The organism is Flavobacterium paronense (genome assembly GCF_030409795.1).
In the GTDB taxonomy this organism is placed as follows: Bacteria; Bacteroidota; Bacteroidia; order Flavobacteriales; family Flavobacteriaceae; genus Flavobacterium; species Flavobacterium paronense.
In genome coordinates this window covers 140,502-165,755 of the sequence record NZ_JAUFQN010000019.1, presented here as the reverse complement: position 1 = coordinate 165,755, position 25,254 = coordinate 140,502, and the positions used below count along the sequence as shown (strand labels likewise).

Sequence of the window (25,254 nt, the reverse complement as noted above, 5' to 3'; positions counted from 1 at the left end):
TCTTTAAAAAGATGTACATCTTTTTAGTAAAAGATGTACATCTTTTGAATACTTAGTACGTATGAATTAAAAAACTGATGCGTATAAATTAAAAAAGGGAGTATAATGAATTACATTATACTCCCTTTATATTTATTAGTTTCTTACTTAAGATGCTATTTCCAATCGTTTTAATAAATTTTTGGTTAACGCATCTCTTGTATAATCAACATCTACATGCAATTGCTTTTCGTCCGAACTCGGTAAATCATACATAGCATCGGTTAGAATAGCTTCACATAGCGAACGCAAACCTCTTGCTCCTAATTTGTATTCCAAAGCTTTGTCAACAATATAATCTAATGCATTATTATCAATCGTGAATTTTACATCATCCATCGCAAACAATTTTTGATATTGCTTGATTAAGGCATTCTTTGGTTCGGTTAAAATAGCGCGAAGCGTTTCTCTATCCAAAGGATCCATGTGCGTTAATACCGGAAGTCGGCCAATGATTTCGGGAATCAATCCAAAATCTTTGATGTCTTTTGGGATTATGTATTGAAGCAAATTGTCTTTGTCAATATTGTCAACATTTTTAGAGGTAGTATAACCAACCGCAGTTCGATTCAATCGCTTAGAAATAATTCTTTCGATACCATCAAAAGCACCTCCAGCAATAAACAAAATATCTTTGGTATTGACTTCGATGAATTTTTGGTCCGGATGTTTTCTTCCTCCTTTTGGCGGAACATTTACCACAGTTCCTTCTAATAATTTCAATAAAGCTTGTTGTACACCTTCGCCGGAAACATCTCGGGTTATTGATGGATTGTCACTTTTACGGGCAATTTTATCAATTTCGTCAATGAAAACGATTCCTCTTTCGGCTTTCGCCAAATCATAATCGGCTGCTTGCAATAGGCGGGTTAAGATGCTTTCTACATCTTCTCCAACATAACCGGCTTCGGTTAAAACAGTAGCGTCAACAATAGCCAACGGAACTTCGAGCATTCGTGCAATTGTTTTTGCCACCAATGTTTTTCCGGTTCCGGTTTGACCCACCATAATGATGTTTGATTTTTCGATTTCAACATCTTCTTCGTGTTGCAATTGCATCAATCTTTTGTAGTGATTGTATACTGCAACCGACATTACTTTTTTGGTTTGCTCTTGTCCAATAACGTATTGGTCCAGGAACGCACGAATTTCTTTAGGCTTTTTCAAAATCAAATCGGTAGCCGCCTTTGATGCAGCTCCGCCTGATTTTAATTCTTCTAAAACTATTCCGTGAGCCTGTTCAATACATCTGTCGCAAACGTGCGCATTAATTCCGGCAATCAATAAATTGGTTTCCGGTTTTTTCCTTCCGCAAAAAGAACATTCTAAAACTTGTTTTGCCATTATTTTTTTGTTTCAAGTTTCAAGTTGAATAACCTCAAACTTTGAATTTATTTATCTTCTTAAAACTTCATCAATCATTCCGTATTCTTTGGCTTCATCTGCAATCATCCAGTAATCGCGTTCAGAATCTTTGTGTACTTTATCAAATGTTTGTCCTGAATGGTGCGCAATGATTTGGTATAACTCCTCTTTTAGTTTCAACATTTCTCTCAAGTTGATTTCCATATCGGTTGCTACTCCTGAAGCGCCGCCTGATGGTTGGTGAATCATTACTCTTGAATGCGGTAAAGCCGAACGTTTTCCTGCGGCACCGGCACAAAGTAAAACAGCACCCATTGAAGCTGCCATTCCGGTACAGATTGTTGCTACGTCTGGTTTGATGTATTGCATCGTGTCGTAAATTCCTAAACCAGCATATACACTTCCGCCTGGAGAGTTGATATAGATTTGAATGTCTTTTGAAGCATCAACACTTTCCAAAAACAACAATTGCGCTTGGATAATGTTGGCCATATAATCGTCAACTCCGGTTCCCATGAAGATGATTCTGTCCATCATCAAACGAGAGAAAACGTCTAGTTGAGACACATTCATTTGGCGTTCTTCAATAATATAAGGCGTCATGCTACCTACGATTTTATCGTAATATAAACTGTTTACGCCCTGTTTTTTGGTAGCAAATTTTTTAAATTCTTTTCCGTAGTCCATTTAGTTATGAATTATGAGTTATAAATTATGAATTGTGTTTTAGTCAAAGTTCGTGCCTTGTTATTTAAAGTGACATAGTGTCGGTAAGCCGAAACCCTAGCCCGGATAGTAGAGGAAATCCTTTTTATTGTTTAAAGAAAAGCCCTTCGACTGTACTTCGTCTACGCTCAGCATAAACTCCTCAGGGTGACAAACAATAAAAAGATTGCAACGGATAGCCGGATTAGCTCCTAAAAATAAAAAAGCGCCAAATTACTTTGACGCTCAAATATAGTAAAATATCTTATTAGTGATTTAATTCACCATACATTGCTTTGATGAATTCGTCGTAGCTTACTTCTTTTGTTTTTGCTTTTACTTTATCTTTAAATAAGTTTAGCATTTTTTCGCTCATAACCTGCTCTGACAAGCGTTTTACTTCGTCTTGGTTTGACATCACACGAGCTACGATTCCTTGTACATCTTCATCAGTTGGATTCATTTGCCCGAACTGTGCCATTTGTTTTTTGATAACATCAGTGGTGTACGTTTTTAAATCTTCGAAAGTGATTTGCAAATTGTTATCTGCCATTACTTTTCCTTCGATTAGTTGGTAACGTAAACCGTTTTCCGATTTGTTGTATTCTTCTTCCGCTTGCTCTGGAGTCATTGGGTTTTCACCCGCAGTTTGTATCCATTTTTTTAGGAAAGAAGCTGGCAAATCGAATTTAGTGGTTGCGATTAAAGACTCGGTAACATCGTTTAAGAATTTTTGATCCGCTTGTTGTTTGAACTGTTGTTCGGCGTCTTCTTTGATTTTTGCTTTTAGTTCAGCTACGGATGTGATTACTTTTGGTCCGAATAATTTATCAAATAATTCCTGATCTAAAGTTGCCAATTCATGACCAACAACTTCGTCAATTGTGAATGTTACTTCGATATCTAAACCGTGAACGTCATCATGACCAATAGCCAAAACGTCCATTAGTTTGTGATCGTCATCAAATAATCCTTTTGTTTTTAAAGTCACCACATCGCCAACTTTTTTACCGATGAAACTTTTTGCTGTTTTCTTGTCAGCGAAAGTATCTAATGATAAAGTCGTTCTGTTATTGATGTTTTTTTCTTCGTTAGTGAAAAATCCGGAAACATCATTTCCTTCTTCAACAGTATCTTTAGCGATTAGTTTTCCGTATTGTTTTTGAATACGTGCTATTTGGTCGTTCAACATTTTATCATCAGCAACGATTTTGTATTGAACTACGTCATTTTTTGCTGCTAAATCAACTTTGAATTCCGGTGCTAAACCTAATTCGAATTCGAATTTATAATCTTCTAAGTCCCAATTGAAGTCTTCGGTTACTTTTGGAAGTGGATTTCCAAGAATATCTAATTTTTCGGCAACTAAATATTTGTTCAGATTGTCTTGCAACAATTTGTTTACTTCTTCTAATAAAATAGCTTTTCCGTATTGTTTTTGGATTAAGCTCATTGGCACCGTTCCTTTTCTGAAACCTGAAATAGCCGCGTTTTTACGGTAATCAGCCAATACTTTATTTACTTTTTCAGCATAATCATTTTTTGCTACTTCTACAGTAACAACTGCATTTAATGCATCTATGTTATTTCTTGTAATATTCATTTTTATACATACTAAAATTGGGTTGCAAAATTATAACATTTATACAACCCAACCAAGTTTTTATTTTATTGATTTACACCCTATTTTTTAGCATCGCCAGTGATTTGATAAACCAGCGATTGCGAAAGTGACAAAATAATGCTGAACAACATTGCCGTCCAAAAGGAACTGACATTAAATCCGTCTACAAAATGATCACAGAGTAATATTATTGCGGCATTAATCACTAATAAAAACAATCCTAATGTGAAAATTGTTACCGGTAAAGTGAATAAGACTAAAATAGGTTTTACAAAAAAGTTAAGCAATCCTAAAACAATGGCTACGGTTAATGCTGTTGTGAATTCGTCTACAATTACGCCTTTCATTACTTTAGCTATAACCAATACTAAAATGGCGGTGATAAGTATTCTAAATAATAGTTTCATGTGCTTTTTAATTTTAAATTTTTCAGTTTCTCAAAAACCTTGCCGTTTCTTCAAAAAACAATTTTGGGTTTTCGGCATGAAGCCAATGGCCCACGTTTGAAATTGTTGCTAATTCAAAGTTAGGAAAGTGCTTTTTAATTTCGGGCAAATCAGTGTCTAAAATATATTTAGAGTTTCCGCCACGGATAAAAAGTGTTGGCTTGTCGAAATGATTTTCTGCTGGCAAGGTTTCGCCAATTGTTTCTATTTTATCATTAAAAACAGGTAAATTAAATCTAAAAGCCAATTGTCCGGGTTCAACCCAATATAAGTTCTTCATTAAAAACTGGCGTGTGCCAAAATCAGGAATAAATGGATATAGTATTTCTTCAACTGAAGTTCTGTCTGGTTTTGCAGAAAAATCTACTGCATTCAATCCGGCTAAAATATCTTGATGATGCGGTGCGTAATATTTCGGACCAATATCGGCAACAATTAATTTCTCGACCATTTCTGGATAAGTTGTAGCAAAAAGCATGGCTATTTTTCCACCCATTGAATGTCCTATAATAGAAACATTTGATAAGTTATACTGTTGGCAATATTCCAAAACATCATTTGACATCACAGTATAATTGAATTCATCAGAATGAAAACTTTTGCCGTGGTTTCTTAAATCGAGCATGTGTACTTGAAAACCTTCCGAAACATAAAGTGACCCTAAGGATTTCCAATTATCGGACATTCCGAGAAAACCATGGATGATTAAAAGTGGCTTGCCTTCGCCTTCTATTCTGGAGTGTAAAATCATTTTAATTTTTGCAAATACATATTAACGACATTGTCTAAACCAAGATATAAGGCTTCGCAAATCAAGGCATGACCAATAGAAACTTCTAATAATCCCGGGATATTATCTTTAAAGAATTTGATATTATCCAAACTCAAATCGTGCCCGGCATTGATTCCAAGTCCTAATTCATTGGCTAAAATTGCTGATTTGGTATAAGGTTCAATTGCCTTTTGATTGCCTAAACCGAATTGATGTGCGAATGCTTCGGTGTATAATTCGATTCGGTCTGTTCCGGTTTTTTTGGCGCCTTCAATCATTTCCAGAATTGGATCAACAAAAATAGAAGTCCTTATTCCATTGCGTTGAAATTCCTGAATTACTTCTGTCAAATAAGATTGATTTTTGATTGTATCCCAACCTGCAGAAGAAGTTATAGCTCCAATAGCATCTGGAACTAAAGTCACTTGCTCGGGCTTACATTCCAGAACCAAATCAATAAAATTATGCTGCGGGTTTCCTTCGATATTGAATTCGGTGTACACAATTGGCTTCAAATCTCTTGCATCTTGATATCTAATATGTCTTTCATCCGGTCTGGGATGAATGGTTATTCCTTGGGCACCAAATTTCTGAATGTCTTTGGCAACTTGCAACAAATCGGGGACATTTCCGCCGCGAGCATTTCGTAATGTCGCTATTTTATTGATGTTTACGCTTAATTTTGTCATGAGACTCTTTTGAGATAAAAATTTGATTACAAAAATACAAAGTAAAACTAAGTCATCATGTCCCAAAATTTGATTATTTTGCAGTCGCTAAAAGATACAGCCTAGATGAGACAACTTTCTGAATATATCAATAACGATTTTAAGCCTTTTTCGAGTACGGAAACTGTGGCAGAAATTCAGGATTTCTTTGCCGATAGTACCTATTCTCATTTTCCTGTTATGGATAGTGGAATTTATATAGGTTGCGTTTCAGCTGTTGATGTGGAAACTTTTGAAACCGGTAAAAGAATCATTGATTTCAGATATTCATTTGAAGGTTTTTTTGTGCGTGAATCTATGATTTGGTTGGATGTATTAGAAGTTTTCGCCAGAAACAATTCGAATATTGTTCCTATTTTAGATGAAACCAACAACTATATTGGCTATTACGAAATTACCGATGTCATTAAGTTTTTAAACGAAACACCATTCCTTAAAGAAACCGGCGGAATCATAGTGGTTGAAAAACCAACTGCAGATTATTCGATGAGCCAGATTACCCAAATTGTAGAAAGCAATAATGGCAAACTGCTTGGTGTTTTTGTTTCGGAAGCCAATGGGGATAAAATTCAGGTAACTATAAAAACGACTCTCGGTGCAATGAATGAAATTATTCAATCGTTTCGTAGGTATAATTATGAAATTGTATCTGAACATCATGAGGACAACTATTTAAATACACTGAAAGAACGTTCTGAATATTTGGATAAATATTTAAATATGTAAATCAAAGTTAGAAGTTGGAAGAACGAAGTTAGAAGTAAAAAACTTTAAAATCTGAAACCTTAAATACAACCCAACATGAAAGTTGCTATCTTCGGACAATATTATCAAAACGATACACGGCCAATCATTAAAGATATTTTTGTTTTTTTCAACAGAAACAATGTTGAATTGGTTATTGAGGAAAAGTTTCTGCAAATATTGTACAAAGAAGAAATTGTAGGTAAAAAATACAACACTTTCGCTTCTCATCATGATTTAGATAGCAGTTTCGATATTCTTATTAGTATTGGTGGTGATGGAACTATTTTAAGAGCAGCTACTTTTGTTCGTGATTCCGGAATCCCAATCCTTGGAGTCAATGCTGGTAGGCTAGGTTTTTTGGCTAAAGTTCAGAAAGAGAATATAGAATCTTTCCTTCAGATAGTTTTAGAAAAAAAATATACCATTTCAGAAAGAACTTTGTTAACAATTGACTGTTCACCTAATTGCGCTGATATTGATATTAACTTTGCTATGAATGAAGTTTCTGTAAGCAGAAAAGATACTACATCAATGATTACTATAGAAACTTATTTGAATGGTGAATATTTAAATTCTTATTGGGCAGATGGTTTAATCATTGCAACACCAACAGGCTCTACGGGCTATTCCTTGAGTTGTGGAGGACCAATTTTAACCCCCGAAGTTAATGCTTTAGTTATTACACCAATTGCACCACATAATCTTAACGCAAGACCACTTGTAATTCCGGATGAAACTGAAATCAAACTCAAGGTTTCGGGAAGAGAAGAGCAATATTTGGTTTCATTAGACTCCAGAATAACTTCAATCAGTAATAATTCTGAATTACTAATTAAGAAAACGCCATTCAAAATTAATATGGTTGAAATCCCGGAAGAAACATTTCTTAAAACACTTCGAACCAAATTACTTTGGGGTGAAGACAAGAGAAATTAGAAAAAAAACTCCTTTGTTTATACTACAATTCTAAAAAACTCGTTTTAGAATAGAAACCATTGTAAGACTAATAATAATCAGCACTTTATTTAATTTAACAGAAATATAAAATACATGTTAGATAAGTACTGAGAATTGTTATATTTGCACGCTATTTTCAATTTGATGAAAAGGATTTTAGTATTATTTTTTTGTTTGATTTTCCAGAATGTTTTGACTGCACAAATTCATGAAATTGGTGTTTTCTTAGGCGGAAGCAATTTCATTGGAGATGTAGGTAAAACTACTTATGTTTCTCCGAACAAATTGGCCTTCGGAATTTTGTACAAATGGAACAAAAGCCCGAGACATTCTTACAGATTTTCTTATACACAGTCAACTATTTCTGGAAATGATTTAGATTCAGAAGTGCACGGCAGAGTAGAAAGAGGTTATAATTTTAAGAATGAAATAAAAGAAATTTCAGCTGGATTAGAATTTAATTTTTTTGATTTTAATCTACATGAAAAGTTGAATAAAATGGTAACGCCATACGTATATTCAGGAATTACCTATTTTGCTTATGATGAATTGTTTGTGCTTAATGGTGAAACAAAAAAGGATTACAGTTCAAGTACGTTTGCCATACCAATGGTTGTTGGTATTAAAAGTAATATTTTCGAAAATATAATTTTAGGACTTGAAGTTGGCGCACGGTATACTTTCACCGATAATTTAGATGGAAGTTTACCAAAAAATAAAAATTTAGAATCATTAAAGTTTGGCAATATAAATAGCAAGGATTGGTATGTATTCAGTGGATTTACGATTACCTACACTTTTGGAGAAAAACCATGTTATTGCAAAGAATAAAAAATGAGCTTATTAGAAACCATAAATAAAGACAACTTACCAAAACATCTGGCCATAATTATGGATGGGAATGGTCGTTGGGCAAAACAACAAGGGTTACTAAGAGCATTTGGTCACGAAAAAGGAACAAAATCAGTTAGAGTTACTGTTGAAACCTGTGCAAAACTTGGAATAGAAAATCTAACATTATATGCCTTTTCTACCGAAAACTGGAACAGACCAAAGTTAGAAGTTGATACTTTAATGAAATTATTGGTCAATTCCTTAAAAAAGGAACTGGCAACTCTAGAAAAAAATAACATTCGATTAAACTGTATTGGAAACATTGATTTGCTTCCAACAAAAGCAAAAAAAGAACTTTTAGCGGTTATCGAAAAAACGAAAAACAACACAAGAATGACACTAACTTTAGCATTGAGCTATGGTTCAAGAGAGGAATTGTTAAATGTTGTTAAAATAATAAGTGAGAAAGTTAAAAATAATATAATTTCTATAGACACTATTGATGAATCAATTATAAATGAGCATCTTTACACGCGAAATTTACCTGATGTAGATTTAGTTATTAGAACCAGTGGTGAACACCGTATTAGTAATTTTTTGTTATGGCAAATAGCCTATGCTGAATTTTATTTTACCGAGGTTTTATGGCCCGATTTTAAAGAAGATGATTTATATGCAGCCATTATTAGTTATCAAAAAAGAGAAAGAAGATTTGGAAAAACAAGTGAACAAATTAAATAAAATTTCAGTGCAGATTAACCCTTCAAAAATATTCCTATTTATTTTATTATTTGGAACTATTTTTCAATTACAAGCCCAAGAAAAAATCCCTTTCGATCAAGGCAAAAAATATATTTTAGCTAATGTAAAAGTAAACGGTAAAATCAGTTACAACGAACAAACTGTTGTCACATTTGCCGGTTTAGAAAAAGGACAGCAAATTACAGTTCCCGGAGAAGAATTGAGTAATGCTATCAAAAAACTCGGAAAACTTGGCCTTTTTAGTGACATTGATTTTTATGTAAATAAAGTTGAAGCGGATAGCATTTGGCTTGATTTGGATATAGTAGAACTTCCAAAACTTAGCGAAGCAAAAATTCAAGGGATAAAAAAATCTAAAGTTGAAGCGCTTATCAAAGAGAATTCATTGACAAAAGGAAAAATTGTGAATGAAAATTTGATTACGACAACCAAAAATTACATCGAAAACAAATATAAAAAGGACGGTTATTTTAATACCAAAGTTTTTATAAAAACCATTCCTGATACAACCGAAGGAAATAATGTTAAGATGCTTGTCAATATTGACAAAGGTGATAAATTGAAAATTTCCAGAATAACTTTTGATGGCAATGAAAAATTCTCTGACGCTAAGTTGAGAAAAGCCATGAAAAACACCAAGCAAATAAATCCAATTCGCATTTTTAAAGCTTCAAAATTTATAAAAGATAAATATAAAGAAGACTTAGTCTCTATACTTGATAAGTACAAAGAAAAAGGATACAGAGATGCACGTGTTATTAGTGACTCCGTATTTTTAAATTCGAAAAAATCGAAGATTGCCATCAATGTAAAAGTTGAAGAAGGTAGAAAATATCATTTTGGAAACATTAAATTCTTAGGGAATTCTGTTTATTCTGACCAGTTGTTAGGTAGAGTTTTAGGAATTAAAAAGGGTGAAACTTATAACGGTGTTTTATTGGAAAAAAGAATTGCCGACAAGTCAAAACCTGATGGAGAAGATTTAACCAACTTGTATCAAAATAACGGTTATTTGTTTTCAAACATTAATGCTGTAGAAGTAAAAACAGCGAACGACACCATTGATTTTGAAATTAGAGTAACCGAAGGTCCAGTAGCTTATTTCAATAATATTACTGTTGTTGGAAATGATAAAACCAATGATAGAGTAATTTATAGAGAGTTAAGAACACAACCAGGTCAAAAATACAGCAAAGAAGATTTGGTAAGAACTATTAGAGAAATTGGACAATTAGGTTTCTTTGACCCAGAAGCAATTGACCCCAAATTCAAAAATGTTGATCCAGCTGCAGGGACAGTTGATATTGAGTATAATGTTGTTGAAAAAGGTTCAAGCCAAATTGAACTTCAAGGCGGTTATGGTGGTGGTGGATTTATTGGGACTTTAGGATTATCTTTCAATAATTTCTCAGCAAGAAATATGTTTAAAAAAGAAGCTTACAAACCGCTTCCAATGGGTGATGGACAAAAAGTCGCCTTACGTTTACAGGCAAGTTCGTTTTTCCAAACCTATAGTCTATCGTTTTCTGAGCCATGGCTAGGTGGGAAAAAACCAATACAATTTTCAAGTTCGTTGTCGCATAGTAAACAATTTCTTTATTCAGGAAGATCAACTAACGTAGATAAAGATAAGAGTTTTAACATCACTTCATTATCTATTGGTATTGCAAAAAGATTGACTATTCCTGATGATTTCTTTGTGTTTTCAAGTTCTGTGAGTTTTCAATATTATGATTTGAACAACTATAATACCGGATTGTTTACTTTTGGAGACGGTTCATCAAGAAACTTGGCATATACGCTTGGTTTAAGCAGAAATAATAAAGGGGTAAATCCTATTTACCCTACATCTGGTTCTGAATTTAGTGTTTCAGCAAAATTCACGTTACCTTACTCCTTATTTAATGGAATAAATTATGGCGATTTAGAAAATCAAAAAGAATATAAACTTCAATACACAGCAAATTCAACTATAACACCTGTACCAACTTCTTCTGGACAAATCGCAGCATATGGGGATTATTTACAAGAAACGACAGCTGGTTCAGGTATTTATCAAACTGTTGGTAGCGATTACACACTAGCTACAGCAGACAGAGCAAAAGTTGACCAACAAAAATTCAACTGGCTCGAATACTATAAAGTAAAATTTAAAGCAGATTGGTTTACAAGATTAGCTGGGTCACAATCAAAAGCATTAGTATTAAGAGCCTTGGGTGAATTTGGTTATTTAGGCGCATACAATAGTGGTAGAGGATTAGTTCCTTTTGAGAGATTTTTTGTTGGTGGAGACGGTCTTGCTAACTTTTCATTAGACGGAAGAGAAGTTGTTCAATTAAGAGGTTATCCAAACCAATCATTATCATCACAAGATGGCGCGACAGTATATAATAAATTCTCATTAGAATTACGCTATCCATTGACATTAAAAGCTGCCGCATCAATATATGCATTGACATTTCTTGAAGCTGGGTCATCTTTTGATACTTTCAAAGATTACAACCCATTTGTATTGCAACGTTCTGCCGGATTTGGTTTGAGAATATTCATGCCAGCCTTTGGATTATTAGGAATTGACTTTGCTCATGGCTTCGATGCTGTTCCTGGATATACAAATCCTAATGGTTGGGAAACACATTTTATAATTGGTCAACAATTTTAATTATATTTGGTACAATATTTCTAAATCAAATAAAGAATGAAAAAATATTTTTTAATAGCAATTCTGATTTTATGCACTGTTTTTCAGACAAATGCACAATCAAAAGGAGTGAAAATTGGCTATATAGACATGGAATATATTCTCCAAAACGTGCCTGATTACAGTGAGGCTAAAAGTCAATTGGAGCAAAAAGCACAAAAATGGAAACAAGATATTGAAGCTAAAAAAATTGAAATTGCAAAATTAAAAGACGCGTTAAAAACTGAAAAAGCATTATTAACAAAAGAGTTGATCGATGAACGTGAAGAAGAAATTAAGTTTCAAGAAGATGAACTTTTAGACTTTCAACAAAAGAAGTTCGGTCCAAATGGAGATTTAATTACACAAAAGGCAGTTTTAGTAAAACCAATTCAGGATCAGGTTTTTACTGCCGTTCAAGATATTGCTGAAGCGAAAAAATATGACTTTGTTTTTGACAAAGCTTCTGATTTAACCATGCTTTTTTCTGCTAAGAGATATGACATAAGTGACCAAGTTATCAGAGTTATTACCAGAGCTGAGAAAAGAGAGCAAATGACTGCCAAACAAGTTAAAGCACAAGAAGCTAAAGATGCGCTAGAAGATGCCGCCAGTGATACTAATCCAACCTTAGAAGCTCGTAAAAAAGCATTAGAAGACAAAAAGAAAGCAAGAGAACAATTAGTAGCTGATAGAAAAGCAGCCGCCGAAACTAAAAAAGCTGAACAAGCAGCAAAGAGAGCTGAATTATTAGATGCCAAAAACGCAAAAAAAACTGGCACGGTTCCTGTTAAGGAGAAAACCAACGATGATAAAACAACATCTCCGACTGAAGCTAACAAAACATCTGATTCAACAGCAGTAGATCCAAAAGCAGAAAAGGCTGCAGCAAGAGCAAAACTTTTAGAAGACAGAAAAAAAGCTTTAGAAGAAAAAAAGAAAAAAATACTAGAAGATAGAGAAGCAGCTAAAAAAGCAAAAGAAGACGCAAAGAATAAACCAAAAACAGAATAAGAATAATAAACAAATAATTAATTAATACTTTTTAAAATGAAACGATTGAAATCATTACTACTAGCTACAGTGTTGTGTTTAGGAACAAGCTATACAATTAATGCACAAGCTAAAACTGCACACGTAGATGTGAATGAACTAATTTCTAAGATGCCAGCGATGATTGATGCTCAAAAACAATTAGAAAAATTGAGCGGAACATATGATGCAGAATACAAAACAATGGCTGAAGAATATCAAAATAAAATAAAAAAATACGATCAAGAAGCTTCTACTGTTGGAGATGCTGTAAACGCGACACGTCAAACAGAAGTTCAAGACTTAGTAAAACGTATTACTGATTACAGAGACAACGCTCAAAAAGAATTACAAAAGAAAGAAGCTGACATGGTGAAACCATTGATGGACAAAATCAAAGCTTCTATTTCAAAAGTTGGTAAAGCTAAAGGATACCAATACGTATTAAACATTGCTGATTTACTTTTGGCTGATGGTCCAGATTTAACCGCTGATGTAAAAAAAGATTTAGGATTTTAATATAAATTCATAATACTATCAAAAACTGCTCAATTAGTTGAGCAGTTTTTTTTTACTTTTGTTTCTATGGAAAAGAATAATCCTATAGGACTTTTTGATTCGGGAGTTGGCGGAACATCTATTTGGAGAAAAATTAACGATTTGATGCCAAATGAAAATACCATTTACCTTGCCGATAGCAAAAATGCTCCCTATGGTCAAAAATCAAAAGAGGAAATCATTGCACTAAGTATAAAAAATACGGAGTTTCTTTTGAATCAAAATGCTAAAATAATTGTTGTAGCCTGTAATACTGCAACAACAAATGCTATTAAAGTGTTAAGAGCAAAATACGAAGTACCGTTCATAGGAATTGAGCCAGCTATAAAACCAGCTGCCTTAAATTCTCAAAGTCATACAATTGGAATTTTAGCTACTCAAGGAACATTGAACAGCGAATTATTTCTTGAAACAGCTGAAAAATTTCATGATACCAAAATCATTGAACAAATCGGACATGGATTAGTTCCGCTTATTGAAAATGGCGAAATAAATTCCAAAGAAATGAATACACTTCTTCACAAGTACTTAGAACCTATGATTGCTGCTAACATAGACTATTTGGTATTAGGTTGCAGTCATTATCCTTATTTGATTCCACAAATAAAAAAAATAGTACCAAAAGAAATTAAAATCATCGATTCCGGCGAAGCAGTTGCCCGTCAAACAAAAACTATTTTATTGGAACGAAATGGCTTAAATGATGAAACCAATAAAGCAAAAACTATTTTTTATACAAACTCGAATCCAAAAGTATTGAAAGATATTTTAAATAATAAGTATGACGTAATTACTAAAGATTTTTAGGAGCACAACTTTTGGATTTCTTTTTAACCATGTTCCTGCTGTCCGCGCTACATGGTAGCTCGCTCCCATCAGGGCTAGACTAAACCAAAGGCATCCTTTACTCTTCTTTAAACCAACCTGAATACATGACGTAATTATTCGAAATTCGTTCAATCTCTCCGGCAAAATCAGATTGATCAATATCTTTTACTTTTCTGGCTGGAATTCCAGCATAAATCGCCCCCGATTCAACTACCGTATTTTGAGTAATAACGGCACCTGCAGCAATAATAGAATTACTTTCTACAACACAATTATCCATCACAATAGCTCCCATTCCAATTAATACATTATCATGAATTTTACATCCATGTACAATCGCATTATGTCCAATAGAAACATTATTGCCAATTTCGGTTGGATGCTTTTGATACGTGCAATGTATAATTGCTCCGTCTTGAATATTAACCTTATCACCTATTTTGATATAATGAACATCGCCACGAATAACCGCATTAAACCATACGCTGCAAGATTTTCCCAACACAACGTCACCAACAATTGTAGCATTTTCAGCAACGAAACAATCTTCTGGAATTTGTGGACTTTTACCGTTTACAGTTTTTATAACCATAGTTAAAAAAATTGTCCCGATAAATCGGGACAGTTATTTGAATTAATTAATAGCAGGACAATTACAGTGATATTTCTCTGGTTTACAAAACAAATTGATTCCCAAGGTTATTTGATGAAATCCACCTGAATCAAATTTAACTGTTCCCAATATATGTGAATAAGTATATGAAAATACGTAGTTTTTAAAATTAACTCCAAGTATTGGGGTTATGTATTGCAGCTTTTGGTCAGCAACACCATTCCCTTGAACATACTGTGCGCCATCTAAACTTCTTCTATAAGATATTCCTCCCCACAGTCTTCCAAAATCTAAATCTTTGTAGGCTTTAATATTAAAATCGACTGTTTTTTCTTGAGTTAAAGTAACCAATTGAAACATAAAAGAGGGCTCCCATAGAATTTGTTCAGCATCACCAAAAGTATATCCAGCATTTAAAATAAATCTTCTCAAATTTACCGGCTCACTATCGGTATATAATTTCCTGTCGCTTGCCAATGCATTTTTAACTGTAGCATGAACATAAAAATCTAAAAAATTATAAGAAGCTCCAATATCAACATTAAAATAAGTCGATTTTTGAATTGAACCAAAAATTACAGGATCAAAGCCAGGATTATTATCATAAAACGTACTTTCATCCAAATTGCTTTGAATAAAACCAGCGCTCATACCAAATGAAAGTTGGTTTAAATCAACATTATCTCGTGAAAACATGATGTGATGAGCATAAGTCAACTTCATCCCTGTTTGTGAGTGGTACCCATTTTTATCGTTAAAAACGATAATTCCTCCACCAGATCTCTCACCCAAAGCTCCATTGAAACTTAATGTTTGTAAAGCTGGTGCATCTTTTTGACCTAGCCATTGTTGCCTTGCGGTTAGTCTTAATTTTGAGCAATTTGCAGCTCCAGCCATTGAAGGATGAAGTAAATAATAATTATCAGATAAATAATCTGAATAAACCGGTAATCCTTCTTGAGAATAAGAAAACTGTGCAGCTATTAGTAGTGCTAATAAATAAATCTTTCTAAAATTCATTTTAACTATCTTTTTAATGAGAAATGGGCTTTAAATTGTTTGACTGTGGCTCCTTCTATAAAATCAACCGTAAACCAATAATCATCTGACGGTAAGAGATGTCCGTTATATGTTCCATCCCAACCATTGCCAGTCGAACTGATTTGTTTCAATAGTTTACCATAGCGGTCAAATATATAAATTTTTGCGTTAGGTTGTCCACCCAATCCAACAATATTCCATGTATCGTGTATACCATCGCCATTTGGAGTGAAATAATGGGGGTAATCTATAATTTGAACATCATTTATGATAAGCTCTTCACAACTATAAGCCACACCGCCTTCGGTATCCCAAACATGGATAATGTGTGTGCCTAAACTAACATTCTCAAACACATTGCTCGCCTGTCTTGGTCCATCATCCAAACTGTACTCATACGTGCCATAACCGTCAATTAACACGGTAATAATTTGAGAAGCACTAAAAGCATTAGTCACCGTATATCCTATAGTACCAACCGGTATAACAGCCTGCCCTGATTGTATCACCTGAAAGCTAGCCGAGGTTGTATCACAAGCTAATAGACTGTTACTCGTCACATGAACTGTGTAATCTCTTGTGGCTCCTGCTGCCGCTGCAGTGTCTACTGTATACGTTGCTCCTGTTCCAATAACGGTAGTTGGAGCGCCTGCCTCAAACCATTCAAAGGTATAATTACCAGGTATCGCCATTCCGCTATCTAATAGCAGTGACCTTTCCACTATATTCGTATTAAAGTCTACACAAATAGTATTCACTCCATTATCCGTATTGATTACCGGATTCGGGTAACGCTCTACTTTGATGTCTATCGTGGTTATAGCATAACATAAAGGTGTAATCAAATTACTGCTGTTCTCTACCTTAACCCATATCGTATCTGCATCTGGGTCGGTTTCATACGCTTGTGCTTCTGCCAGTGTAAAGGCATTGGTTCCGGCTATGGCATCGGCCTGAGTAGTATAATAACTCAATATAAATACAGCCGGATTTTGTCCGTTTAGTATCGCGGTAGCGTATGTAGTTAAATCAATAAGTTCAACGCCGTCGTAAGGGTCAGCATAACTATCACACTGATTAAATAGTTGTGGTCCTATAGCTGTCGCATACGCCTCTACTGCCAATGGTAAGGTTCCTGTATTCACACAACCTGTGGCATTGTTAACCACTCTTATGTAGATGTTTTGTGCGTTTGGCGTTACATTGGTGTAGCTACTTGGTAGTGGAGTCTCTCCCGTATTGGTTAATGGATTAGCACCTGCTGCCGTTAAGTAATAGCTTATCGTATAATTTGCTGGTGCTTGGGTAGGGCCAAGTACAGCCTGTGCCAGTAATGGATTTGTCAAATCAAATACGGAGATACCATCAGCATTGTCATCACAGGCTCTGTAAGGAGCCAGTGGTTGCACTACGATTGGCAATGGATTTACTGTTAATGGTTGTTCTACCAGTACGTAACAGTTATTACCCAGGTAGTCTACTCTATTGTTCTCTACTCTAATCCAAACGTTAGTACCCACTAATGCTGCTGTAGGGGTGAGTATTTCATTCTGTGGTACTGCCGCATCCGCTTGTGTAAGGAAATAATGTAATGTTACATTCGGGTCTCCATTGGCAATATATGCTGCGTTGGTGGTCAAATCAAATAGCTCTAACATATCCCCCGGATTGGTATCATCACATTTAGGTGCCAAAGGTCTTGGATTAGTATTAGGTGTTGGGATTGGCAATACTCTAATATCCAAAGTGGTAATGCTTTTACAGCCTACCGTTGTGGTAACTACTACGCCTAAAGTTTGTACTGCTGGAGGAACATTAATATACGCCAAAGCGTTTGCAGCGGAGATAGCATTGGTATTATTTTGTGCATCCAATAAACTTGGATAATACGTTACCGCATAGCCTGTTCCCTGGTTGATTTGGGTGTCTCTAACTGTTAAATTAAACGCATGGTGCTGGTCATTTGGATTAGCATCATCATCACACAAACTAAGCGGTGCCGGTGTAGTGAGTAACAATGGCGTATTAATGGCTAATTGGAATGAACCGATATTGTAACAATGGGTCGTATTGTTTTCTACCCTAACCCATATTACATCTAAATTAGTACCAATATAGTTAGCGGCAGGAATAATTGGGAATGCTCCGCCTTGTGCTAATAATTGTGTGGTGTAATAGGTAACGGTATAGTTGGTTGCAGCTAACGTTTGCTGTGCTAAAACAGCGGCTGTTTGTTGGGTTAAATCTATTGCCGTACGCGCATCCTGAGGATTGCTGTCCTGATCACATACGGTGATAGTGTTCAGATTTATTGGTGCAATCGGACTTGGGTCGGCATTCAACTCTATTGGTAGGATGCTATAGCAACCTGTAGCATTATCCTGTGCCCGTACGAATAAAATTTGTACAAACGGGTCAATACTAAAGTAAGGTACTGTTGTATTAATAGGGTTGGCTCCTGAATTAGCATCGGGTAACGTCTCATGGATAGTCAGGGTATACGTGGCGATGCCGTTTAACAATCCCGGTAATAAACTCGCCAAATCAAAATTGGCATAACCATCCTGATCTTCATCACAAACAGTATAAGGCTGTGTTGGCGGAATTAGTGTTGGTAAGGGCTCTACCCGGATGTCCATTGTAGAGATAACATAACAACCTGTCAGTCGGTTTGTAACCCGAATCCCTAAAGTCTGAACATAAACCGGAACATTGGTATACTGCAAATTAATAATCACATTCGTATCATTCTGCGCATCCAATAAACTTGGATAAAACGTAACATCCATGCCTGTTTGTCCTAATAATATCGGAGCTATTTGCGAAGCTAAATCAAAAGTCTCAAATCCTGTTAGACCTTTGGTATCACACAATGAGTATTGTGGGTAGTTCGGCTGGGTAGTTTGTGGTAATGGGTTAACAATCAATTGCAACGGTACTATATCATAACAACCCGTAGCGATAATTTCTACACGAACATAAATCGTTTCGGTGTCAATAATACCATTGGTGTAACTCATAGTGTTGGTAATATTACCTGTTCCTAATTCGGCGGAAGCCTGAGAAGTGTAAAATGTTACTGAATGGGTCAACGGATTCAATGAACCTAATACCTCCTGAATTCTTGTAGTCAAATCAAAAGTCTCATAGCCTACAGCTCCAGTGTAATCACACAACTCATAAGCATCCGGCTCGGTGGCTACTGGAGTGGGATCAACGATTAATTGAAGCTGGACATAATTAGCACATCCTGTCAAGGTATAAAACACCCTTACATAAATGGTTTGCGTGTCTTTGAAAATATTAGGATAAGGACTTGGCTTTGGATTGGCGCCCAGTAGCGCATCTGTTGGGGTTTCGTGGAAGGTGACTGAAACGCCAAGCGGTAGCGGTGCCCCTGATGGTGTTCCTGTTATTTCATTACTAGTACTGTCTAAATCAAATACGCCATAGCCATCATTGTTTGGGTCACAATAGTGCAATGGTAATGGAGTTATTGCCACTGGTCCTTGGGTTACGCGCAATAGTTGTGTTGTAGTAGAATAACAGCCTGTGACGCTATTCTCTACTCGGATGTACACTACTTCGTTATCTGTCCCAATGTAAGTAGATGGGGAACCAATTGAAGGCGAACCTGCTTGTGCCGCTGACAACGTATTATAATAGGTAACGATTAACCCTGTAACTCCATTGGTAACGGTGCCTTCATTGATGGTTAAATCAAACTCAGCTGTAGGTGAAGAACCGTTGCTGCATTCGAATAATGTAGGAGCTGTAGTAACTGACGGCAATGGATTGACAACTAAATTAAAAGAACCTGTAGTATTACATCCTGTAGCATTGTCCCTGATATTTATCCAAATCTGCTGAGGATTACTAGTATTTGAATACAAATTAGGTAACGGATTCGTTTGGCTTTGGGCATTCGCTAAAGTAGCATAATAACGTACCGTCACGCCTGTTTGTCCATTGGCGATTTCAGTAGTTTTTGTTCCTAAATTAAATACTTCTACTCCATCACCAGGATTGTTGTAATCACACAGTTCATAATCAGTGATTATTGGATTGGGAAGGGGAATTGGGTTAACTACTAAATTTAATGAAGTAGTCGAATAACACGCTGAAGATCCAATGAAATGAGCTCGAACATCAAGGGTTTGAATTCCCGGAGATATAGTACAATAAGGGCTTGATTGCGAAACACCACTGGTTGTGGTTTCGTAAAAATCAACTACAACAGTGGGATCTCCTCCTGTAATTTCATTTATCTTGGTAGTTAAATCAAAACAATAAAGGCCATCTAAACTGTCGTCGCAAACAACAAAAGGAGTTGGGGTATTAATTGTTGGCCTAGAAGCTATAGTTATAGTAACTGTACCTACTTCAGGTTGTGTTGTGGTTCCTGCAGGAGTTGTAATGGTAGCACTTACTAAATTGAATGTAGTGCTACTGTTTAATGGAGGTGTAATATCAAAATTAGTCCCAAAACCATTTAAAGTAATTTGCCTTGGATTTCCATCAACAGTATAATCGACAATTGCATTTGGAGTACCTGAAAAGGTTATAGTTGCCGAATTCCCTATACAAACATAAGTCAGTGATGCAGATATCGACACTACAGGTAATGCAACAGTAACCAATTGAAAACTAGTTACCACAAAATTTGTAGGAGCGACATTTTGAGATAAAACAGCATAAATTCTTTGCGGACTTGATGTGTTTTGGAAAGAATTTGTAACCGCTATTGGATTAGTTCTGGCATTAGCATCAGCTAAAGTAGGATAATAAATAACTGTATAATCAGCAGGTGTATTTGTCCCATAAATAATTGTAGTTTGTGGAGTAAAATTAAATACAGAAACTCCTGAACCGGGTGTTGTTTCATATTGAAACAAATCTGGTGGAATTCCAGAAACTAAACATAAACTAGGGTTTGTATGTAAAACAAATTGTGTTGTGACAATACAACCTGTAACATCATCTTCAACTGCTGCATAAATTATTTCTCCATCAGTACCGTTATAGGTACTAGGGTTTAAAATTGGAGAAGCTAATCCTTGTGCTTGTATTAAAGAATGATGATATGTAATAGGATTAGTTATTCCATTTAAAATGGCTGACGAATTATCTGTTAAATTAAAAGGAGCAGTACATTGCGTTAAATCGCTTGGAGTTCCTAATGTAAGTGAAGGGATATATTCAACAACCATACTATCATTCTGTCGACATCCGCCCGGATAAGTAATTGTAATACCATAAGTACCGGCTTGAGTAATTGTATAAACATTTGTATTTGTTCCTACAGGATTACCATTCCATGTCCATTCATAGGTTGCACCCGGAATTACAACACTACCCGCTTGAACTACAATCGGTTTTGAAGAACAAACAGCAGTATTATTAGCTACAGTAAAATCAGGAATTCCATTAAATTCACCTGTTCCAACTAAGTCAGCAGTTCCAATATCAAAGCTGCCTCCTCCTAAAAAAACAGCTGAATCATATAAATCATCATTTCTATCTGCAACAACAAGCTTAATGTGATATAAATTATTAGGTATTACAGCTGATGTAGCTGTCATTAAAACCGTCTCTCCATTAAAATTTGTTGCAGCTGCTGCTCTAACAGCTGGTGTTGAGTCATTAAAATTACCAAAATAAGAAGCATTAGTTGATCCGCAATTTGTGCCAAAACCTGTAAAATTGGCGCCATCACGTATTGTCACAACAGATATTGGAGTCGGCGTACCCGGAACTAATGCTAAATTTGTGGGTGCTGAACCTGTAGTAACATTCGTTAGGAAAAAAGCAAAAGAGTCTGAATATAAGCATTGATATTCTCCATACTCTTCTGAAGCAAATAGGAAATCAAAACTCATCATTGTGGTCAAGGGTGTAAAATCAAACTCTAATACCGTTGCGTTGTTATAATCTATTAGACCTGGATCTATTCCCAATCCGTCTATATAATTAAATAAATCAGAATCACCAGGCCAATCACCAGCTTCCTGTATTGTATTGTTTGGTCCGGGAGCATCTAGGGCATCTCCTGAACTTAAAACAATTCCTGAACTTAATGGAAAATCAGGGTTTGTATTTTGAAAATAACCAATCCCATTTGTTGATCCAAAACTTGTTCCATCACTTGCATCACTTCCTGTGCTCCAAGTAATATTAGAAATAGTTCCAACACAAGATGAGCTTGTACTTCCAGAGGCAAATAAAACATCCTGAACAAGTTGTGGTACTGTATAAGTGGTGTTGTCTACTGTTATGGCTTGAGAAAAAGCACTTACTCCTGTAAGCGTAGCAATAAATAAGAATAGTATTCTCTTCATTAATATGAAATTATATCACTGATCTTAATTACTAAAATCAACCAATATGTTAATTTATTATTTAAATGTCCAAATATAGGTATTCACAGAAAATAACTTTGTTAAATTTGCAGAAAAATAAACCTTTGTCATGAAAATATCGATAAAAGAAACGCAAAATCCGACCATAATTAAATTTGAATTTCCCGATTTTATAACTCAAAACGAAAGCTTTGAATTCAAAAATATTGACGAAGCCAAAAATTCTCCTTTAGCGCAACAACTGTTTTATCTTCCTTTTGTTAAAACGGTTTATATTTCCGGAAATTTCGTTGCCATCGAACGTTACAATATTATAGAATGGACCGACGTTCAGAGTGATGTTGCTGAACAAATTGAAAATTTTATGGCTGATGGCGGCATAATAATTTTGCCAAATGCAAATCCGACCAAAAAACAACCCATATCAGTTTATGGTGAAACCACACCAAATCCGGCTTCACTAAAATTTGTCATCAATAAAGCGTTAACAAAAACAGCAGCCGAATTCAAAAATATTGACGAAGCAAAAGCATCTCCATTAGCACAGGAATTATTCAAATTTCACTATGTAAAAGAAATTTTTATTGCCGAAAATTATATTTCAGTTACCAAATACGACAGTCTTTCTTGGGATGAAATCACTTTGGAATTGCGTACATTCATCAAACAATTTATTGAAAATGGCGGCACTGTCATCGACGAAAGTCAAATTGAAAACAACGTAAAACAGGAAAAACAACAAATAAAAAACTTTGATAATCTCGATACTACATCACAACAAATTATCAATATTTTGGAGGAATATGTAAAACCGGCCGTTGCTGCCGATGGCGGAAATATTCTTTTCGATTCGTATGATGAAACCGAAAAGCGAGTAAAAGTTGTGCTTCAAGGTGCCTGCAACGGCTGTCCTTCGTCTACATTTACACTAAAAAGTGGCATCGAAAACATGCTTAAAGACATGCTCAACGATAAAGACATTATTGTCGAAGCAGTTAACGGATAATTTACTAAGCGTTTCATTTGAGACGCTTTTTTTATTTAATTTTAGGAGCTAATCCCGCTTTCCGCGCTACATGGTAGCTCGCTGCAATCTGGGCTAAAAAAACCTACCATGAACGAACTACATCTCGAAACGAGTCCCTACTTATTACAACATGCCAATAATCCAGTGCATTGGAAAGGCTGGAATGAAAATTCTTTAGCTTTAGCCAAAAGAGAAAACAAACTCATAATCATCAGTATAGGGTATTCGGCTTGCCATTGGTGCCACGTCATGGAACACGAAAGTTTCGAAGACACTGAAGTAGCATCAACAATGAATAGGCATTTTATATCTATAAAAATCGACCGCGAAGAACGACCTGATATTGATGCAGTATACATGAAAGCCGTTCAAATCATGACTGGTCAAGGCGGCTGGCCAATGAATGTAGTAGCTCTGCCAGACGGAAGACCAATTTGGGGCGGAACCTATTTCAGAAAAAACGACTGGATAAATTCGCTAGAAAGGCTTCAGGAAATTTATACCGAACAACCACAAACCATTTTAGATTATGCCGAAAAACTAAACGATGGTTTGCAATCGTTAAGTATCATTTCAAAAAACAATTCAACAGATTTCAATATTGAAATTCTTGAATCTTTAGTTTTCAAATGGCAGAAAAGTTTCGATTGGGATTTCGGAGGAATGGCTCGTGCACCCAAATTTATGATGCCAACCAATTATGAACTCTTATTGCGATTTGGTTATCAAACCAAAAATCAAACGCTTCTAGATTTTGTAAATCTAACTTTAACCAAAATGGCTCATGGCGGATTATTCGACACCATTGACGGAGGTTTTTCACGCTATTCTGTTGATATCAAATGGCATGTTCCTCACTTTGAAAAAATGCTCTACGACAATGGACAATTGGTTTCGCTCTATGCCAATGCTTATAAATTAACTAAAAACAAACTTTACAAAGACGTCATAGAAAAAACCTTGGCTTTTGTTGAAAAAGAATGGCTGACAAAAGAAGGAAGTTTTTATGCTGCGCTTGACGCTGACAGTTTGAATGCTCAAAATCATCTAGAAGAAGGCGCCTTTTATGTCTGGACCATAACAGAATTACAACAATTACTTCAAAACGATTTCGAATTATTTTCAATTGTTTTTAATATCAATGAATTCGGCTATTGGGAACATGAAAATTATGTTTTAATCCAAAATCAATCGCTTGACGAAATCGCAAAACAGCAAAACATTACTAAGGAAACATTGGAACAAAAGAAGAAAACTTGGGAACAACTTCTTTATCTGGAAAGAGAAAAACGAAGCAAACCAAGATTGGATGATAAATGCCTGACATCATGGAATGCCATTATGCTCAAAGGTTTTGTAGAAGCTTATAAAGCATTGGGCAACCAAAACTATTTAGACATCGCTTTGCAAAATGCATATTTTATAATCAATAAAATTTGGACAGCTGAAGGGAATTTGAAACACAGTTACAAAGATGGTAAAGCAACAATAAATGGGTTTCTCGAAGATTATGTTCATGTAATTCAGGCTTTTATTTCTTTATATGAAGTCACGTTTGATGAAAAATGGCTTCAAAATGCCAAGCAATTAACCGATTATGCATTTGACAATTTTTATGAAGAAAAACAACAATTTTTCTCATTTACTTCACGTCAGGATGATCCTTTAATTACTTCTCATTTTGAAGTGGAAGACAATGTGATTCCAGCTTCCAACTCAGTTATGGCGGATGCTTTATTCAAATTAAGCATTTATTTTGAGAATAGTTATTACGAGAAAATTTGCCAGCAAATGATTCAGAACATTGTTCCAACAATTGATTATCCGTCAGCTTTTTCAAATTGGATGAATGTTCAATTACACTTTTCAGAGCAAAATAAAGAATTAGCCATTTGCGGAAATCAAGCTTTAGAATATGTAAAAAAAGTAAATCAAAACTATCTGCCAAACATTGTCATTGCGGGAAGTACAGGACTTTCGAAGCTTCCGTTTTTAGAAAACCGCTTTGCCTTAAATCAAACTTTATTTTATTTGTGCCAAAATAAAAGCTGTCAAAAACCAACGGCTAAATTTGAAGAAATCAGTACAGAATTTGGACTTTAATCGTATAAAAATCGTAATATTGTTATTATTAATC

19 protein-coding genes are annotated in these 25,254 nt (G+C 35.1%); 10 read left to right on the top strand and 9 right to left on the bottom strand.

Annotated features, from left to right (window positions below; all coding sequences use genetic code 11):
• Positions 1-147 precede the first annotated feature (147 nt).
• From clpX to QWY90_RS02295, 6 genes are all read right to left on the bottom strand, one after another.
• A complete protein-coding gene (gene clpX, locus QWY90_RS02320) occupies positions 148-1,383 on the bottom strand; it encodes an ATP-dependent Clp protease ATP-binding subunit ClpX (RefSeq protein ID WP_290284218.1) in 1,236 nt (411 codons plus the stop codon).
• A 51-nt stretch (positions 1,384-1,434) separates the two neighbouring features.
• Positions 1,435-2,091, bottom strand: a complete 657-nt coding sequence (clpP, locus tag QWY90_RS02315; protein WP_290284217.1) for an ATP-dependent Clp endopeptidase proteolytic subunit ClpP — start codon at positions 2,089-2,091, stop codon at positions 1,435-1,437.
• A 286-nt stretch (positions 2,092-2,377) separates the two neighbouring features.
• Complete coding sequence (gene tig, locus QWY90_RS02310; protein WP_290284216.1) at positions 2,378-3,712, bottom strand: trigger factor; 1,335 nt, start codon at positions 3,710-3,712, stop codon at positions 2,378-2,380.
• A gap of 80 nt (positions 3,713-3,792) precedes the next feature.
• On the bottom strand, positions 3,793-4,140 hold the full coding sequence (locus QWY90_RS02305) for a phage holin family protein (RefSeq protein WP_290284214.1): 348 nt from the start codon (positions 4,138-4,140) through the stop codon (positions 3,793-3,795).
• Positions 4,141-4,162: 22 nt separating this feature from the next.
• Complete coding sequence (locus QWY90_RS02300) at positions 4,163-4,927, bottom strand: alpha/beta fold hydrolase (protein WP_290286918.1); 765 nt, start codon at positions 4,925-4,927, stop codon at positions 4,163-4,165.
• The gene (locus QWY90_RS02295; RefSeq protein WP_290284213.1) at positions 4,927-5,640 is read right to left on the bottom strand and encodes a pyridoxine 5'-phosphate synthase; all 714 of its coding nucleotides are present in this window, start codon (positions 5,638-5,640) and stop codon (positions 4,927-4,929) included. Before QWY90_RS02295 ends, QWY90_RS02300 begins: the two co-directional genes overlap by 1 nt.
• 105 nt (positions 5,641-5,745) lie before the next feature.
• On the opposite strand from QWY90_RS02295, the gene QWY90_RS02290 reads away from it, so the two are divergent.
• The 8 genes from QWY90_RS02290 to murI all read left to right on the top strand — a co-directional run bounded on the left by QWY90_RS02290 (position 5,746) and on the right by murI (position 14,056).
• Positions 5,746-6,405 (top strand): CBS domain-containing protein, encoded by a 660-nt coding sequence (locus QWY90_RS02290; protein WP_290284211.1) that lies wholly within the window; start codon positions 5,746-5,748, stop codon positions 6,403-6,405.
• 75 nt (positions 6,406-6,480) lie between these two features.
• Entirely contained in the window at positions 6,481-7,362 is an 882-nt protein-coding gene (locus tag QWY90_RS02285) for an NAD kinase (protein ID WP_290284209.1), read from the top strand.
• A 165-nt stretch (positions 7,363-7,527) separates the two neighbouring features.
• Entirely contained in the window at positions 7,528-8,214 is a 687-nt protein-coding gene (gene porG / locus QWY90_RS02280) for a type IX secretion system protein PorG (RefSeq protein ID WP_290284208.1), read from the top strand.
• Between the two features lie 3 nt (positions 8,215-8,217).
• Complete coding sequence (uppS, locus tag QWY90_RS02275; RefSeq protein WP_290284207.1) at positions 8,218-8,958, top strand: undecaprenyl pyrophosphate synthase; 741 nt, start codon at positions 8,218-8,220, stop codon at positions 8,956-8,958.
• A complete protein-coding gene (gene bamA, locus QWY90_RS02270; protein WP_290284206.1) occupies positions 8,891-11,641 on the top strand; it encodes an outer membrane protein assembly factor BamA in 2,751 nt (916 codons plus the stop codon). The genes uppS and bamA overlap by 68 nt, the downstream gene beginning before the upstream one ends.
• A 36-nt stretch (positions 11,642-11,677) precedes the next feature.
• Complete coding sequence (locus tag QWY90_RS02265) at positions 11,678-12,673, top strand: OmpH/Skp family outer membrane protein (RefSeq protein WP_290284205.1); 996 nt, start codon at positions 11,678-11,680, stop codon at positions 12,671-12,673.
• A gap of 36 nt (positions 12,674-12,709) precedes the next feature.
• The gene (locus tag QWY90_RS02260; RefSeq protein ID WP_290284204.1) at positions 12,710-13,210 is read left to right on the top strand and encodes an OmpH/Skp family outer membrane protein; all 501 of its coding nucleotides are present in this window, start codon (positions 12,710-12,712) and stop codon (positions 13,208-13,210) included.
• A 66-nt stretch (positions 13,211-13,276) separates the two neighbouring features.
• Positions 13,277-14,056, top strand: coding sequence for a glutamate racemase (gene murI, locus QWY90_RS02255; protein WP_290284203.1), 780 nt, complete (start codon positions 13,277-13,279; stop codon positions 14,054-14,056).
• Between the two features lie 97 nt (positions 14,057-14,153).
• Here murI and QWY90_RS02250 read toward each other — a convergent pair whose 3' ends face one another.
• From QWY90_RS02250 to QWY90_RS02240, 3 genes are read right to left on the bottom strand one after another with little or no spacing between them, the layout of a single operon-like run.
• Complete coding sequence (locus tag QWY90_RS02250; RefSeq protein ID WP_290284202.1) at positions 14,154-14,669, bottom strand: gamma carbonic anhydrase family protein; 516 nt, start codon at positions 14,667-14,669, stop codon at positions 14,154-14,156.
• A gap of 42 nt (positions 14,670-14,711) precedes the next feature.
• Positions 14,712-15,710 carry a PorP/SprF family type IX secretion system membrane protein gene (locus tag QWY90_RS02245; RefSeq protein WP_290284200.1) on the bottom strand — a complete coding sequence of 333 codons (999 nt, stop codon included), beginning with the start codon at positions 15,708-15,710 and terminating at the stop codon, positions 14,712-14,714.
• A 5-nt stretch (positions 15,711-15,715) separates the two neighbouring features.
• Positions 15,716-22,069 carry a T9SS type B sorting domain-containing protein gene (locus tag QWY90_RS02240; RefSeq protein ID WP_290284199.1) on the bottom strand — a complete coding sequence of 2,118 codons (6,354 nt, stop codon included), beginning with the start codon at positions 22,067-22,069 and terminating at the stop codon, positions 15,716-15,718.
• A 130-nt stretch (positions 22,070-22,199) separates the two neighbouring features.
• Between QWY90_RS02240 and QWY90_RS02235 the strand changes: the two genes are divergently transcribed.
• Both QWY90_RS02235 and QWY90_RS02230 read left to right on the top strand, forming a co-directional pair.
• Complete coding sequence (locus tag QWY90_RS02235) at positions 22,200-23,096, top strand: NifU family protein (RefSeq protein WP_290284197.1); 897 nt, start codon at positions 22,200-22,202, stop codon at positions 23,094-23,096.
• Positions 23,097-23,204: 108 nt separating this feature from the next.
• Positions 23,205-25,220: a thioredoxin domain-containing protein gene (locus QWY90_RS02230; protein WP_290284196.1), complete on the top strand. Its 2,016-nt coding sequence runs from the start codon at positions 23,205-23,207 to the stop codon at positions 25,218-25,220.
• Positions 25,221-25,254 lie beyond the last annotated feature (34 nt).